The following is a 14,018-nucleotide window of genomic DNA, read 5'->3' on the forward strand; positions in this document are numbered from 1 at the left end:
GTTTAGAAGACTCTCTTTGGATTTATTCGAAATGCTGAAACAAGTTAGGACATCATGGTTGTCTGAACATAAAGAAAGAAGGGAACAAACCTTGGATATTCCGCTAAAAAAATATACGGGAATAGTCCTGCAAGTCATACTGATGTACGGTTTTTATTGGATAGGAAACCTGATTCAGGCTGTACTGCGTCTGCCGTTAACAGGAAGTATTGTTGGGATGCTGCTTCTATTCATCGTCATTCAACTGGGATGGATCAGAGTAAGTTGGGGCGAAGAGGGATCATCCTGGCTTCAATCGAATTTGCAATTATTATTCATCCCTCCCACGGTGGGTATTATCAATCACTTTGATTTTTTTAGAGCCAATACCGTGCTGCTTGTTCTGGGATTGGTCGTTAGTACATTAGTTACCTGTCTGTTGTCTGCAAAAATCAGTGAATGGCTCATGGCATGGAGATCGACCCACCAAAGCAAGAAGGAGGCGATCTCATGCTCCCATTCATCCTCGGAATCGGAATGATTGCATTGACCCTGGCTATATATATTCCGGCGACCCATTTATATAAAAGGTTGAAGTGGCCGATTCTTATGCCCGTTCTGACGGCAACGACTGTAATCGTACTGATTCTGATCATTTCCGATATTAAGCTCGATACGTACATGCTTGGTGGAAGGTGGATACAGGAGTTATTGGGGCCAGCCGTAGTTTCCTTGGCATTCCCTTTGGCGAAGCACCTTGATGTACTGAAACGGAACATCATTCCGATCTTGGGTGGTACCTTGGGTGGGAGCATCGTTGGCATGTCAACAGGGGCCGCCATATCGCTGCTGCTGGGTTATCCGCAAGATATTGTTATTGCGTTGTTGCCCAAATCCATCACGACACCCGTTGCCATTCAACTGGCTGATCAGGTAGGAGGAAATTCATCTTTCACCTCGTTATTTGTGATGATAGCCGGATTTTCGGGGATATTATTGGGACCCATGATTCTGAAATGGGCTAAAGTAAGCAGCAAAAATGCGTATGGTATCGGACTTGGCTCCGCTTCGCATGCACTGGGTATGGCAAGATCCTTTGAGTATGGAGAAAATGCGGTAGCGCTGAGTTCCGTATCCATGATTGTCAGTGCTATTGCCGGCTCTGTTATGCTCCCACTATGGGTATGGATGATATACGGCTGATTAGGACAGGCCCGTCCTGTCGAAAATATTGGAGAATTGCTGACCACTAACGCATTATCATCTATGTTATTATAGAAAGAAGCTTGTACCGTACTCGAACTAATCTATGGAGTAAACATGAACATACACCTCTGGGCAGGTTCCTTCATAGTCTGGAGTATGAGAGGGTCGAGGTCGTCGTTTTCGCAGCACAATTAGGAGCAATTATCGATATAGAAAGCAGGGAAGCATATGCAGGGCAGAGGTAAATTCATTACGTTGGAAGGGGGAGAAGGGTCCGGCAAAACAACGATGATCAGTAAGCTAGGTTCTTACTTTGAAGAACAGGGTATTCCATATGTAGTTACCCGAGAACCTGGCGGGATTGAAATTGCGGAGAAAATACGTGCCATCATCCTCAATCCTCTTCATACGGCAATGGATGCAAGAACCGAAGCGCTGCTCTATGCAGCTGCACGCAGCCAGCATCTGGCAGAGAAGGTGGAGCCTGCATTGAAGGCAGGGAAGACCGTTATCTGTGACCGATTTGTCGACAGCAGTCTTGCCTATCAAGGATACGCTCGTGGTCTTGGCGTAGAGAATGTTTGGGCCATTAATCGGTTTGCAATAGGTGAACTGATGCCGGACGTCACACTCTATCTGGATATCGAGCCCGAAGCTGGTCTCGCTCGTATTGATGCCCACGATGGACGTGAAGTTAACCGTCTGGATCTCGAAAGTCTGGAGTTCCACCGCAAAGTGCGTGAAGGCTATTTTCTGTTAAAGGAACAGTTTCCGGACAGGATCAGGGTCATCGATGCTTCTCAAAAGCAAGAAGAGGTCTTCGCAGCGATGATTTTGTCGCTTGAGACAGGGATTTTGAAGGATTTTGACGAGTAATTGTCTAATATATAGACATGGCATTTCATAAGGTGCTTATTATCTGAAGGAGGTTATGCAGGATGAAACTGATTGTTGCGATTATACAGGATAAAGACAGCAACCGATTATCCAGCGCATTGGTCAAAGCAAATTTTCGGGCTACGAAATTGGCCAGTACCGGTGGATTTTTGAAGGCAGGCAACACGACGTTTATGATCGGTGTTGATGATGGTCAGGTCGAGTCCGTAATGAACGTCATTCGCAGCAGCTGTAAGGTTCGTGAACAGCTCGTAACTCCAGTCACTCCGATGAGCGGAACAACCGACTCTTACCTGCCGCTACCTGTCGAAGTTCAAGTAGGTGGAGCTACCGTGTTTGTTCTTCCGGTAGATCGATTCGAACACTTTTAATGATGCATTTCGCATAAATCCTATTGAGCGTCCTTCTTGTTATCAAGAATCGCGTTCTCTGTCCGGAAAAAACTTTTCGATCAGGGAAGATTTTATTTCGGACAGAGGTTGACTAACCAACGAATAGATCCATGTGGTGATATTTATCTACTATTATATATAGAGTATGATGAAGCACATATATAAGGTCTCCTCCACGCACAGGCGCAGCGCGCACTGTGCTGATGGGCGATTGGCCTACTAAGGTAGAAAGCAGGCGTTTCCATGAAAATCAATCCTGGATTCCGACCGATGCAGAGTGGACTCAGTTCTTCCGATTCCGGCTCCAAACCGGTTCAATCCAAAAATTTCTCTGATATGATGAATCACCAGGGCGAACGAGCATCACAGGCTGAACTTACCCGCCGATTAAGTGAGATCCAGATGCAGGGTGACCGTTTGTCTCGTTCCATGACCATTCGAGAATTAAAAGCATACAAGCAGCTTGTAAAAAGATTTCTGGAGGAAACGGTCCGTCGTGGTGTCTCTATGAAAGAGACTCGAGGATGGGATCGTCGGGGGAGAGGGAAGCGTTACAAGTTAATTGATGAGATTGACTCTGCCTTATTAACTATGGCTGATGAGCTTTTGGAAACAGAGGAAGGCAAGATTACGTTATTACAGCAAGTAGGAGAAATTCGGGGAATGCTTATTAATTTAAGCTTCTGAGGAGGAAGTATGTCCTTTCAACAAATTATGGGTCAGCAGGCAGCCAAGCAGATGTTACAGAGCAGTTTGAGACGTCATGCCATAAGTCATGCCTATTTGTTTAGCGGACCATCCGGCAGTGGACAATTGCAGACGGCGATTACATTTGCGAAAGCGATATTCTGTACCGAGCTTGAAGACGATGCCTGCGGACAGTGTCTTGAATGTCGTAAGGTGGAGCATGGAAATCATTCGGATCTAACCATGCTCGCACCGGATGGGAATAACATTAAAATTGATCAAATTCGGGATCTGCAGCGTATCTTTTCGTACCGTTCAGAGGCGGGGCATCCCAAAGTATATATTATTGAACAGGCTGAGAAAATGACTGTCCAAGCTGCCAACAGTTTGCTGAAGTTTCTGGAAGAACCTCAGGTGCCCGCGGTAGGCATTTTGATTACGGATAATGGACAGGCTATGCTGCCCACCATTCGTTCACGCTCTCAATTGGTTCCTTTCAGTGCATTGAATCCGGAAGAGATGCTGCAATCGCTGATTGCGGAAGGGCACCCTGCCAATCTGGCTCGCTCTGCCGTCCATTTAGCGTCAGGACTGGAAGCATGTAGAGAAATTCTCCAGCAGAATTGGTTTGCAGAAATTAGAAACGTAATGTTACAATTAGGGAAGGAGTCCCTGGGTAGAGGAAGTACATCCTTGATCTCTGCACAGCAGAAGCTTTTTAAAACCGGACTCTCAGAACACCTGGATACGATGCTTAGCCTGTTCCATTTATGGTTCAGGGATATGCTGTATGTCCAGTATGGTAGGCATGAACATATCGTTTTTATAGATCAGTTGGACATGCTGTCTCAGTTGGCTCATACCCGCAGCACCGAGCAGTGGGTTTCCTACATGGATATGGCCGCAGCATGCAGAAAAAAATTGCGTTTCAACGTCAATAGCCAGCTTTGTCTGGAGCAATTTTTGATCGGTTTGGCATAAGAGTGGGAGAGGAGATTTTGTTCCAATCATATGCAAACGGTTATAACTTCGGAGGGTTCCCTAAGAAGACAGGGCTTCAGACGAAGTGGGGTTGGCTTACGAGGGGGTTAATTTTTTGTACAGTGTAGTGGGTGTCCGTTTCAAAAAAGCGGGCAAAATTTATTACTTCGATCCCCTGGACCTTCCCATCGAAAAAGAAAACTGCGTTATCGTGGAGACAGCGCGGGGGGTAGAGTACGGTAAGGTTGTCGTTGGCAAGAAAGAAGTAGGCGAGTCCGATGTGGTATTGCCGCTCAAGAAGGTCATCCGTGTGGCGGGTGAGACAGATGCTCGTGTTGTAGATGAGAACAAGCGCGCAGCGAAGGAAGCATTCGGTACTTGTTTAAATAAAATCAAAGACCACGGCCTCAAAATGAAGCTGGTCGATGTGGAATTTACGTTTGACCGGAATAAAATTATTTTTTATTTTACAGCTGAAGGAAGAGTTGATTTCCGGGAGCTGGTCAAGGATCTGGCAAGCATTTTCCGTACACGGATCGAACTGAGACAGATCGGTGTACGTGATGAAGCAAAGATGCTTGGAGGGATCGGACCATGCGGCCGAGTGTTATGTTGTTCTTCCTGGCTGGGAGACTTTGAGCCGGTATCAATCAAGATGGCTAAAGATCAGAGCCTGTCACTGAATCCGACGAAAATTTCCGGGTTGTGCGGAAGACTCATGTGCTGTCTGAAGTTTGAGCATGATAACTATGAAAGTGTGAGAGAAGAATTGCCGGCAGTAGGCAAGTTGGTTGTCACCTCTTTGGGTGAAGGAAAAGTTGTCGGCATCAATGCCGGTAATCGCACAGTCCATGTTCAATTGTTCGACATCAGTAAAGTCAAAGAACTTCCGATGGATGACGTCGTTATCAAGTAAACCATAAAGGTTGCTTCGGGGTGGAAACTTGGAAAAGAAAAATCTGTTTACGCACATTCATGAAATGGAAACCCAATTGGGTCAGTTGCACAGTGATTTAGGAGAGTTAAAAATGATTGTTAAAGAGCTGCTCGAGGATAATCAGCGGCTTACCATCGAGAATGAGCAATTACGCAAATTGTTGAAGCGTGAAGCGCCTGCAGATTTGCCCATCGAATCGGCACTCGCTCCGGTAGCAAGGCCTGCGGGTCCGGCTACGGGGGAAGATGTTGTAGGTGAAGGGTATGATAATCTGGCTCGGTTGTATCATGAAGGATTCCATATCTGCAATGTCTATTATGGACATTTGCGGACGGAAGGCGATTGTCTGTTCTGCCTGTCTTTTTTGAATAAATGAAGTGGCCGTAGGGATCCCCTACGGTTTTTTTTCAAGGTTAAGAACCTTGTCTCAGATATAGAGTACCGGAGGATGAGTGTGTCATATGACAGAAAAATCAGTAAACCTGCAAGATTCGGAGCGGATCGACGATCTGCTCTCTCATGATTTGAAGATTATTCAAAGTGATGAAGTGTTTAGTTTCTCAATGGATGCCGTATTGTTAGCCCGATTTGCTTCAGTACCCAAACGTGGTCGTGTGCTTGATTTGTGCACAGGCAATGGGGTCGTTCCCATCCTGTTGACCACACGAACGCAGGCGAGCCTGGAGGGGATTGAAATCCAGCCGCGATTGGCGGATATGGCACGTCGCAGCGTACGGCTGAATGCATTGGAGGAGTTAATTACGATTCATGAAGGTGATTTGCGTGAACTCGTGAAAGAAACCGGCCATGCTGTATATGATGCTATAACGGTGAATCCTCCGTATATGCCGCTCAATGGAAGTGACCTGAAGATGAACACGCACCAGGCAATGGCACGCCATGAAATCGGTTGTACACTGGAGGAAGTCATTCAGGCCTGTAATCGGCTGGTGCGCAATGGTGGCAAAGTATCCATGGTTCATCGTCCGCAGCGTCTCGGTGAGATCATCTCTCTGATGCGTGAATATAAACTTGAACCGAAGCGTATTCGGATGGTTCATCCTCGTGCTCATTTGGAAGCCAATATGGTGCTGATTGAGGCGCTCAAGGATGGCAAACCGGAGGTACGCATGCTTCCACCCCTGATTGTCTACAATGAAGAGGGGAAATACTGCGAAGAAATCATGGACATATATTACGGTGCACAGCATGAACAACCTACAATGGAAGGAGGACTATAAGATGACATTGCATATTCAGAAGAGCTATGCGGAGCAGTCGGGTGACGCCGGCAAATTATATCTGGTTGGCACCCCGATCGGTAATCTGGACGATATGACATTCCGGGCAATTAAAACATTGCAAAGTTGTGACATCATTGCGGCGGAGGACACACGTCAGACTCGAAAGCTGCTTACTCATTTTGAAATTACACCGTCCATGTTGTTCAGTTATCATGAGCATAATAAGGGTGCCAGTGGACCTGAATTAATACGCTATATAATAGAAGGAAAAAATTTGGCACTCGTCAGTGATGCTGGTCTGCCGGCCATTTCGGACCCTGGTTCCGACCTCGTAAAACTGGCTCTTGAAGCTGGAATTACGGTCATACCTATCCCAGGAGCCAATGCAGCGTTATCAGCTCTGATCGTATCCGGCCTACCGACGGAGCGCTTCACATTCGGCGGTTTTTTGCCGCGGGAGAAAAAAGACATGCGAAAAGTGATGGAAGCTTTTAATGAGTCCAACGGTACGTTGCTATTTTATGAGTCTCCTCACCGGATTCGTAAAACTTTGGCTTATCTCCAGGAGATTCTGGGTGATCGGTCTATTGTACTGGCACGTGAGCTGACGAAACGTCATGAAGAGTTCGCAAGAGGCAGTATTCAAGAATGCATAGACTGGCTGGAGGAACATCCACCGCTTGGGGAATATTGTCTGCTTGTAGAAGGGATCAGGGAAGAGGAGCGTAAGGCAGAGCGGGAAGCCTGGTGGCAGCTGCTGTCTTTGGAGGATCATGTGAGCCATTACGAGAGTGAAGGACTTACGCGAAAAGATGCGATGAAGAAAACAGCAACAGATCGGGGTTTGACAAAACGAGATGTATATAACGCTTTAATCTAACAAGAAATCATCAAAAATATATTGGAATAGGGAACATAAACTTAAAGGAACCTTAGATCCAACCTTAATGGAATATGAAAAGAGTAGAGCGAAAAAAAATATTTCCAACGTAACCGCTCTTCTCTTTCGTGTTGAACAGACTCGCAGCTCAATCATTGGGTAATGAAAATCAAATAGAGCAAAAAAATACCTTCCAACGGTGGGGTTCACACCGGGAAGGCGATCAAGGAATATAAAAAGGTTAGAAATAACAATTTAATAAGACCATTATACCTGATATTTCTTATTTTGTCACAGGTGCAGGGATTTCGGAAATACATTCGTTACAAACAATTTTACCTTTGAAATAAGTAACGTTCTCTGCATTGCCACAGAAGATACAAGCTGGTTCGTATTTTTTCAACATGATGCGCTCGCCGTCAACATAGATCTCCAGAGCATCTTTTTCACCAATACCGAGCGTACGGCGCAATTCGATTGGAATAACTACCCGTCCCAGTTCATCCACTTTTCTTACAATACCTGTTGATTTCATCATTATAATCAGTGCTCCTCTCAGCTAACGATCATTGTCATTATTCGACATTATTTTATGTTTTATGATACTCATCATACCAACGATTCCCAAAACAGTCAACCTTAAAATTAGCTTAAAATAAAGGCTGTTTTTGATAAGATTACGAGGGGTAAGGGATTGGGAGCTATTTTTCGTATTTAAACATCGATGTCAGCTTTGTCGATTTGGAAAACGTCAAAACTACCTTATTCGACATTTTTCGTCAAACTATGTCGAATCATTGGCGACATTATACTGAAAAGCGACAAATACAAACGATATTCAAAGGAGTGAATAGACATGGAACAGCGTTTGACGGAAGAAAAGGTGTTTAAAGATCCGGTACATAATTATATCCATGTGCAAGATCCAATTATATGGCAGTTGATCAACACGCCCGAGTTTCAACGTTTACGCCGGATCCGTCAATTGGGAACATCATTTCTTACTTTCCACGGTGCAGAGCATAGTCGCTTCTCACATTCCTTGGGTGTCTACGAAATTACACGGAAGATTATTTCCCAATTCGAAAGAAGTCATTACTCAGATTGGCCAAAGGAGGAAAAAACAGTAGCCCTTTGTGCAGCATTGCTACATGATCTTGGACATGGTCCTTTCTCCCACTCTATAGAAGAAGCGTTTGATATGAATCATGAGGACTGGACTTGTCGGATCATTACAGGTGATACCGAAGTAGGGGCGATCTTAAGACGGTATGCTCCCGATTTTCCCGAGAAAGTGGCTTCAGTTATTCAAAAAACGTACGAGCAACCTATTGTTGTTAATCTGGTTACCAGTCCGCTCGATGCGGACCGCATGGATTATTTGCTTCGGGATGCCTATTTTACAGGTGTAAACTATGGGACGATCGACCTTGACCGTATCCTTCGTATGCTGCGTCCATATCACGGACGAATCGTGGTAAAGGAGTCGGGCATGCACGCCGTGGAGGATTACTTGATGTCCAGGTACCAGATGTACTGGCAAATTTACTTTCATCCGGTTACCCGAAGTTCGGAAATTATATTGCGGCAAATATTTAAGCGGGCGAAAAGTCTCATAAAGCAAGGTTTCCAATTCCGATTCATGATCGATCCACTGCCCCAGTTATTCCGTGGGGATCTGTCGGTGGATGAATATTTGCAACTGGACGAAGCTTTGATTCAGACGGCATTTATGCAGTGGCGAAAAGAGGACGATGCTGTTCTAAGTGAGTTATGCGAACGTTTTATCGATCGCAAGTTATACAAGTATGTAGAGATTGAACAGATCGACGTAAGCCTGATTGAAGAGATTCGGGAAGCCTTCAATGCAGCAGGTCTCAACCCCGAGTATGATCTGGAAATTGATTTTCCATCGGATAATCCGTATGATGTGTTTCGTCCGGATGAATCCACGGACAAGCAGATTTTGCTGCTTGATCGACAAGACAAGTTACATGAGTTGTCAGAAGTGTCCGACATTGTCCGTTCAATCAGCGGTCTTCATCGCGGAAAGCATCATTTGTATTATCCGCAAAATAAGGTGGATGCGATTGTTCATGAGTTACCGTCCCGTATACGCCCCTATTTCTCACACTAAATGATGTGCAATGCTGTTCAATAATCATGATGCAAAAAGCTTTCGAAAAGAGCTATTTTTCATGATACAGTAATCTGCTTTAATGGAGAGTACATGTAGATCGACATAATTTTGTAATCAGAGCAATTAGAATACAACCTGATCTGCTAAAAATAAGCACATATAGATATGAAAGAACTTGTTCGTTCTACATGTTGTGCTCAATAAATAAGTGGAACGAAATGTAAAAAAACATGATCCAATTTTAGTGATATTTATGTTCTGATTAAGATGTACAGGATGGATTAAAAAGAGATGGTCGTTTATTCGACATGAAGGGAGAAATACAGCATGATGTTGTTCGACACACATACACATTTGGATGCGCCACAATTCGACGAGGACCGCGAGGAAATGATCCAGCGTGCTGTGGATGCAGGTGTTGGTCGCATGATTAACGTGGGCTTTAACCGGGAGACTATTCCAACGACGATGAAGCTGGCTGAAACCTATGATTTTATATATGCAGCAGTAGGTTGGCACCCAGTGGATGCAATTACAATGCAGGAGGATGATTTGGAATGGATTGCATCTTTATGCAAGCATGAAAAAGTGGTAGCCATCGGTGAAATTGGTCTAGACTATTACTGGGACACCTCACCGAAAGAAGTACAGCATCGCGTATTACGACAACAGATCGGACTGGCCCGTGAGTTGAATATGCCGATTGTCATTCATAACCGGGATGCGCATGAGGATATTGTAAAGATTCTGCGTGAAGAGAAAGCAGGAGAAGTAGGCGGTGTTATGCATTCGTTCTCTGGCAGCTGGGAAACGGCAAAAATGTGCCTGGATTTGGGCTTCCATCTTTCCTTCGGAGGACCAATCACGTTCAAAAATGCGAAGCAGCCCAAAGAGGTACTTGAGAAGGTTCCGATGGACCGATTCTTCATCGAGACAGACTCTCCTTATTTGACACCACATCCTTATCGTGGAAAACGAAATGAGACAGCGCATGTACGTCTGGTTGCAGAAGCAGCTGCGGAAATTAAAGGCATTTCGGTAGAGGAAATTGCAGCAATAACGACCAAAAATGCCATGGAACGATTTGGGATTCGTTAAAATATCGAGCAAAACAGGTGAAAAAGTGAGTTAGGCGGAGTTAATTTGCTTTTTGATCCAAATAAATCAAGAATATTACAATATTTTAACCAAATATTTAGAAAAACGTACTTGAACAACGCTTTACAACATGCATGGAAACAGGATATCATCTTTTCAGTGAATTGTTGTGCGGAAAATTGGACAGATGTTCGGGGGATGAACAAAGGGACACTTTCCGATGATACAACATTACTTTCATGAATCAGTCTCGCTGAGTCTCCGTTAACGGAGAGCGGGGGAACCAATAGGGCTTAAACATCGGTGATTGCAGCCGATGCGCAACATGCGCTGACCCAAAAGCAGCGTATGAATCTGCGAAGCCGTATTTGATTTCTTCTTTGGGTCTCGGGGTGAATTCAAGGGCGTCCGCCATGAGCGGGTGACCGGAGATAGGGCGGCTCTCTTTCGCCCGAACCCGACAGCTAACCTCGCAAGCGGAAAAAGAGAGGCAACCTCGTGCATGAATTTCCGATATTCAGAATCATTCGGAAGCCACGAAAGAGTTCCTCTTAAACTCTTTCTTTGGCTTTTTTGTTTTTGAATAAAAGAAAAACGGTCATCATACGGTAAGTATTCAGGAGGATGACATCATGTTGCGAAGATTGATTCATGGTGCAGAACCGGATTATGTTGGTCCGATCTGTGTTCTGTAGAAAATTTGGTATAGTCGCGTCAAAGACATCATGCATTACTTTAGACGGCGAGGCTATGAAGGAGGACGGAGAAGTGGGCACATTCCAACCAGAAGAGACCCATGAGTCACGATCATCCAGTAAGTCTTTCGCGTTGCGGTGGAAGCATGAGAACTTGCGTCAAATGGCATTGATCGCGATTTTCTCAATTGCGCTTACAATCATGATCTTGTTAGTCGTTTACGGTCAGGCCGGGAAACAAATTTCACTGGTTATTGATGGCAAAGCTCAGGCGGTAGAGACTCGTACAGGAATGCTTCAGGAAATGTTGGAGGAGCAGTCAATCACAGTCAGCCCTCACGATCAGGTATCCATGCCCTTGAATGGGGCTATCACAGATGGGGACCGCATCGTTATTGAGCGGGCCGTTCCAGTTAATATCACGGCAGACGGAGACACCAAGACACTGTATACAACCGATTCATCGGTAAAAGATGCGATTAAAAAATCAGGTATTCAGGTTGCAAGTGAAGACAAAGTATATCCTGCGCTGGAAACGACCATCAAAGCGGATATGAAAATCCGCGTAGTGCGGGTAACAAAGCGTACGGTAGAGGTAGAACAGCCCATCGCTTATAAAGTGGTCAAAACGGCTGACCCTAGCTTGTACAAGGGCGACAATCGTGTCATTGTGAGCGGTAAAGAAGGTACACTTGTACAGCATATCGAAAAGGTATTTCAGGATGGAGAGTTGGTCTCCAAAAAAATGGTGGGCAAATCGATCGCAACGAATCGTGTTGATAAAGTGATCGCCGTTGGCACCAAAGCCAAACCTGTTGTGAAAGAGCCGGTGATTCAGACGGTATCGGCGCAGACTTCCACGACAAAAACAGCAACAACCTCGAACTCGAAGAAAACCGCTGCATCGGGCAGCAAAGTGATTACTGTATCAGGCAATTCTTTTAAATATTCAAAAGTATTAAAAAATGTATCCATGACGGCTTACTCTTCTGAAGAGCCCGGTATCGGCACAAAAACAGCATCAGGTACTCGGGTAACCGAGGGACGTACCATTGCAGTTGATCCCAAAGTCATTCCAATTGGCTGGTGGGTGTATATCGAGGGCCTTGGCTTCCGTCGTGCGGAAGACACAGGTGGTGCCATTAAAGGCAACAAAATTGATGTGTATTATGATAGTGTGAAGCATGCTCTGAACTTCGGACGGAAGAAAGGCAAGACGGTATATGTAATCGGACCGGTGAAGCCGGAAGCGAACTAAAATCGTTTTACTTTGAAATGGGAATGCTATAAAATAGGTGCATGAAAGATTCATGCGGAATATGCGGCGGAGGGGTCTGATTTCAGTCTCCCCCGCCGTTTGGCAGAGAAGAGGATATTCCTCTTCTTTTTGCGTTAGAAAGGAAGAAATGGAACATGATAAAAGAAGTGATCGTGGTGGAAGGCCGTGACGACACTGTAGCTATTCGACGTGCAGTTCAAGCAGATACGATTGAGACTGGTGGTTCTGCTATCAACCAGCGCATTCTAAAGCGGATTGCACTTGCTCAAGAGAGACGTGGTGTTATTGTACTGACAGACCCGGATCATGCTGGTGAACGTATTCGTAAAATCATTGCCAATAAAGTACCTGGTTGCAAGCATGCTTTCATTCCGGAGGCAGATGCAACGCGCAAAGGCGACATTGGAGTGGAGAACGCCTCACCGGAGGCGATTCGTCATGCATTGGCACGCGTACACACGTCATATGAAGGTGCACCCAGTCTGATCGATTGGGAGGATCTGATTGCGGCGGGACTGATTGTGCACCCACAGGCTGCTGCACGTCGTATGGAGATGGGTAATCTGCTGGGCATAGGATATTGCAACGGCAAGCAGTTCCATAAGCGGTTAAGTGTATTCCAGATTACCCGGGAAGAGTTCTCCGAGGCATTATCGCAAATTGAACGTGAAGGATTGTGAGCGTATGAAAGACATGGAAGAAACCATAGAGATTGCAACACCCAAACGAACCAAAGAAATTATTCAAAGACACGGATTTTCATTCAAGAAGAGCTTGGGTCAGAACTTTCTGATCGATCAAAATATATTGAACAAAATTGTAACTGCAGCTGATCTGGACGCGTCCAAGGGCGCTCTTGAGATTGGACCAGGTATTGGAGCACTCACAGAACGTCTGGCTCGGGTAGCCGGACCCGTAACAGCTGTAGAGATTGATCAGCGGCTGTTGCCGATTCTGGGTGAAGTAATGCAGCCTTATCCGAATGTTCGTGTGCATCATGGGGATGTGTTGAAGCTGGATCTGGCTGAGCTGTTCCGTACGGATTTTGGAACAGTAGATAAAGTGAGTGTTGTAGCTAATCTTCCTTATTATGTAACGACGCCAATCATGATGAAGCTGCTTGAAGAGAAGCTGCCTGTGGACAGCATTGTGGTCATGATTCAAAAGGAAGTGGCTGAACGGATGGCTGCTGCACCAGGATCTAAGGACTATGGTAGTCTGAGTATCGCGGTTCAGTACTACAGTATGCCGGAATTGGTCTGTATCGTGCCACCTACGGTCTTTATTCCGCAACCTAATGTGGAATCGGCTGTAATCAAGTTAAAGGTGCGTGAGCAACCGCCGGTTGAAATACCGAACGAGGCACATTTCTTCGAAGTGGTACAGGCTTCATTTGCTCAGCGCAGAAAAACAATCTCCAATAACCTGAAAGCCCGTTTCTTCACGAAAGAGAATAGAGAACAGGCTGATCAGCTGCTGGAGCAGGCGGGTATTCAGCCTTCGAGACGAGGAGAAACGTTGAGTCTGCAGGAGTATGCTACGCTCAGTACCGTCATGTGGGAAGCCGGGGTACGTGCACCATTGTAAAATTCGGATGAACCAA

16 protein-coding genes and 1 riboswitch are annotated in these 14,018 nt (G+C 45.4%); of the genes, 15 read left to right on the forward strand and 1 reads right to left on the reverse strand.

Annotation, left to right across the window (positions count from 1 at the left end):
* Positions 1–58 precede the first annotated feature (58 nt).
* From MHB49_RS00085 to rsmI, 10 genes are all read left to right on the forward strand, one after another.
* Positions 59–520 carry a CidA/LrgA family protein gene (locus MHB49_RS00085; RefSeq protein WP_405154607.1) on the forward strand — a complete coding sequence of 154 codons (462 nt, stop codon included), beginning with the start codon at positions 59–61 and terminating at the stop codon, positions 518–520.
* Positions 490–1,182 carry an LrgB family protein gene (locus tag MHB49_RS00090; protein ID WP_405154608.1) on the forward strand — a complete coding sequence of 231 codons (693 nt, stop codon included), beginning with the start codon at positions 490–492 and terminating at the stop codon, positions 1,180–1,182. The genes MHB49_RS00085 and MHB49_RS00090 overlap by 31 nt, the downstream gene beginning before the upstream one ends.
* A 231-nt stretch (positions 1,183–1,413) precedes the next feature.
* Positions 1,414–2,061, forward strand: a complete 648-nt coding sequence (tmk, locus tag MHB49_RS00095; protein ID WP_405154609.1) for a dTMP kinase — start codon at positions 1,414–1,416, stop codon at positions 2,059–2,061.
* Positions 2,062–2,123: 62 nt separating this feature from the next.
* On the forward strand, positions 2,124–2,453 hold the full coding sequence (locus tag MHB49_RS00100; protein ID WP_017691391.1) for a cyclic-di-AMP receptor: 330 nt from the start codon (positions 2,124–2,126) through the stop codon (positions 2,451–2,453).
* A gap of 264 nt (positions 2,454–2,717) precedes the next feature.
* Positions 2,718–3,161 carry a YaaR family protein gene (locus MHB49_RS00105; protein ID WP_113055707.1) on the forward strand — a complete coding sequence of 148 codons (444 nt, stop codon included), beginning with the start codon at positions 2,718–2,720 and terminating at the stop codon, positions 3,159–3,161.
* 9 nt (positions 3,162–3,170) lie between these two features.
* Positions 3,171–4,142, forward strand: a complete 972-nt coding sequence (holB, locus tag MHB49_RS00110) for a DNA polymerase III subunit delta' (protein WP_405154610.1) — start codon at positions 3,171–3,173, stop codon at positions 4,140–4,142.
* Positions 4,143–4,257: 115 nt separating this feature from the next.
* Complete coding sequence (locus MHB49_RS00115; protein WP_247900130.1) at positions 4,258–5,058, forward strand: stage 0 sporulation family protein; 801 nt, start codon at positions 4,258–4,260, stop codon at positions 5,056–5,058.
* Positions 5,059–5,086: 28 nt separating this feature from the next.
* Entirely contained in the window at positions 5,087–5,455 is a 369-nt protein-coding gene (gene yabA / locus MHB49_RS00120) for a DNA replication initiation control protein YabA (protein WP_247900131.1), read from the forward strand.
* A gap of 85 nt (positions 5,456–5,540) precedes the next feature.
* The gene (locus MHB49_RS00125) at positions 5,541–6,320 is read left to right on the forward strand and encodes a tRNA1(Val) (adenine(37)-N6)-methyltransferase (protein WP_405154611.1); all 780 of its coding nucleotides are present in this window, start codon (positions 5,541–5,543) and stop codon (positions 6,318–6,320) included.
* A 1-nt stretch (position 6,321) separates the two neighbouring features.
* Entirely contained in the window at positions 6,322–7,203 is an 882-nt protein-coding gene (gene rsmI, locus MHB49_RS00130) for a 16S rRNA (cytidine(1402)-2'-O)-methyltransferase (RefSeq protein ID WP_405154612.1), read from the forward strand.
* A gap of 283 nt (positions 7,204–7,486) precedes the next feature.
* On the opposite strand, the gene MHB49_RS00135 is transcribed toward rsmI, so the two are convergent.
* Positions 7,487–7,741: an AbrB/MazE/SpoVT family DNA-binding domain-containing protein gene (locus MHB49_RS00135; RefSeq protein WP_024633700.1), complete on the reverse strand. Its 255-nt coding sequence runs from the start codon at positions 7,739–7,741 to the stop codon at positions 7,487–7,489.
* Between the two features lie 318 nt (positions 7,742–8,059).
* Between MHB49_RS00135 and MHB49_RS00140 the strand changes: the two genes are divergently transcribed.
* From MHB49_RS00140 to rsmA, 5 genes are all read left to right on the forward strand, one after another.
* Entirely contained in the window at positions 8,060–9,340 is a 1,281-nt protein-coding gene (locus MHB49_RS00140; protein WP_405154613.1) for an HD domain-containing protein, read from the forward strand.
* 330 nt (positions 9,341–9,670) lie between these two features.
* Positions 9,671–10,441, forward strand: coding sequence for a TatD family hydrolase (locus tag MHB49_RS00145; protein WP_405154614.1), 771 nt, complete (start codon positions 9,671–9,673; stop codon positions 10,439–10,441).
* A 241-nt stretch (positions 10,442–10,682) separates the two neighbouring features.
* A riboswitch (cyclic di-AMP (ydaO/yuaA leader) is annotated at positions 10,683–10,936 on the forward strand.
* Between the two features lie 273 nt (positions 10,937–11,209).
* The gene (locus MHB49_RS00150; RefSeq protein ID WP_247900136.1) at positions 11,210–12,394 is read left to right on the forward strand and encodes a 3D domain-containing protein; all 1,185 of its coding nucleotides are present in this window, start codon (positions 11,210–11,212) and stop codon (positions 12,392–12,394) included.
* Positions 12,395–12,549: 155 nt separating this feature from the next.
* On the forward strand, positions 12,550–13,095 hold the full coding sequence (gene rnmV / locus MHB49_RS00155) for a ribonuclease M5 (protein ID WP_024633704.1): 546 nt from the start codon (positions 12,550–12,552) through the stop codon (positions 13,093–13,095).
* Positions 13,096–13,099: 4 nt separating this feature from the next.
* Entirely contained in the window at positions 13,100–14,002 is a 903-nt protein-coding gene (gene rsmA / locus MHB49_RS00160; protein ID WP_405154615.1) for a 16S rRNA (adenine(1518)-N(6)/adenine(1519)-N(6))-dimethyltransferase RsmA, read from the forward strand.
* Positions 14,003–14,018: the final 16 nt, after the last annotated feature.

The organism is Paenibacillus sp. FSL K6-0108 (assembly GCF_045040695.1).
GTDB classification, from domain to species: domain Bacteria; phylum Bacillota; class Bacilli; order Paenibacillales; family Paenibacillaceae; genus Paenibacillus; species Paenibacillus pabuli_B.

What these genes read in the sequence shown, in the direction of transcription:
- MHB49_RS00090 (WP_405154608.1), top strand. Translation starts at nt 490, where the DNA reads ATGCTCCCATTCATCCTCGGAATCGGAATGATTGCATTGACCCTGGCT.
- tmk (WP_405154609.1), top strand. Translation starts at nt 1,414, where the DNA reads ATGCAGGGCAGAGGTAAATTCATTACGTTGGAAGGGGGAGAAGGGTCC.
- MHB49_RS00100 (WP_017691391.1), top strand. Translation starts at nt 2,124, where the DNA reads ATGAAACTGATTGTTGCGATTATACAGGATAAAGACAGCAACCGATTA.
- MHB49_RS00105 (WP_113055707.1), top strand. Translation starts at nt 2,718, where the DNA reads ATGAAAATCAATCCTGGATTCCGACCGATGCAGAGTGGACTCAGTTCT.
- holB (WP_405154610.1), top strand. Translation starts at nt 3,171, where the DNA reads ATGTCCTTTCAACAAATTATGGGTCAGCAGGCAGCCAAGCAGATGTTA.
- MHB49_RS00125 (WP_405154611.1), top strand. Translation starts at nt 5,541, where the DNA reads ATGACAGAAAAATCAGTAAACCTGCAAGATTCGGAGCGGATCGACGAT.
- rsmI (WP_405154612.1), top strand. Translation starts at nt 6,322, where the DNA reads ATGACATTGCATATTCAGAAGAGCTATGCGGAGCAGTCGGGTGACGCC.
- MHB49_RS00135 (WP_024633700.1), bottom strand. Translation starts at nt 7,741, where the DNA reads ATGATGAAATCAACAGGTATTGTAAGAAAAGTGGATGAACTGGGACGG.
- MHB49_RS00140 (WP_405154613.1), top strand. Translation starts at nt 8,060, where the DNA reads ATGGAACAGCGTTTGACGGAAGAAAAGGTGTTTAAAGATCCGGTACAT.
- MHB49_RS00145 (WP_405154614.1), top strand. Translation starts at nt 9,671, where the DNA reads ATGATGTTGTTCGACACACATACACATTTGGATGCGCCACAATTCGAC.
- rnmV (WP_024633704.1), top strand. Translation starts at nt 12,550, where the DNA reads ATGATAAAAGAAGTGATCGTGGTGGAAGGCCGTGACGACACTGTAGCT.
- rsmA (WP_405154615.1), top strand. Translation starts at nt 13,100, where the DNA reads ATGAAAGACATGGAAGAAACCATAGAGATTGCAACACCCAAACGAACC.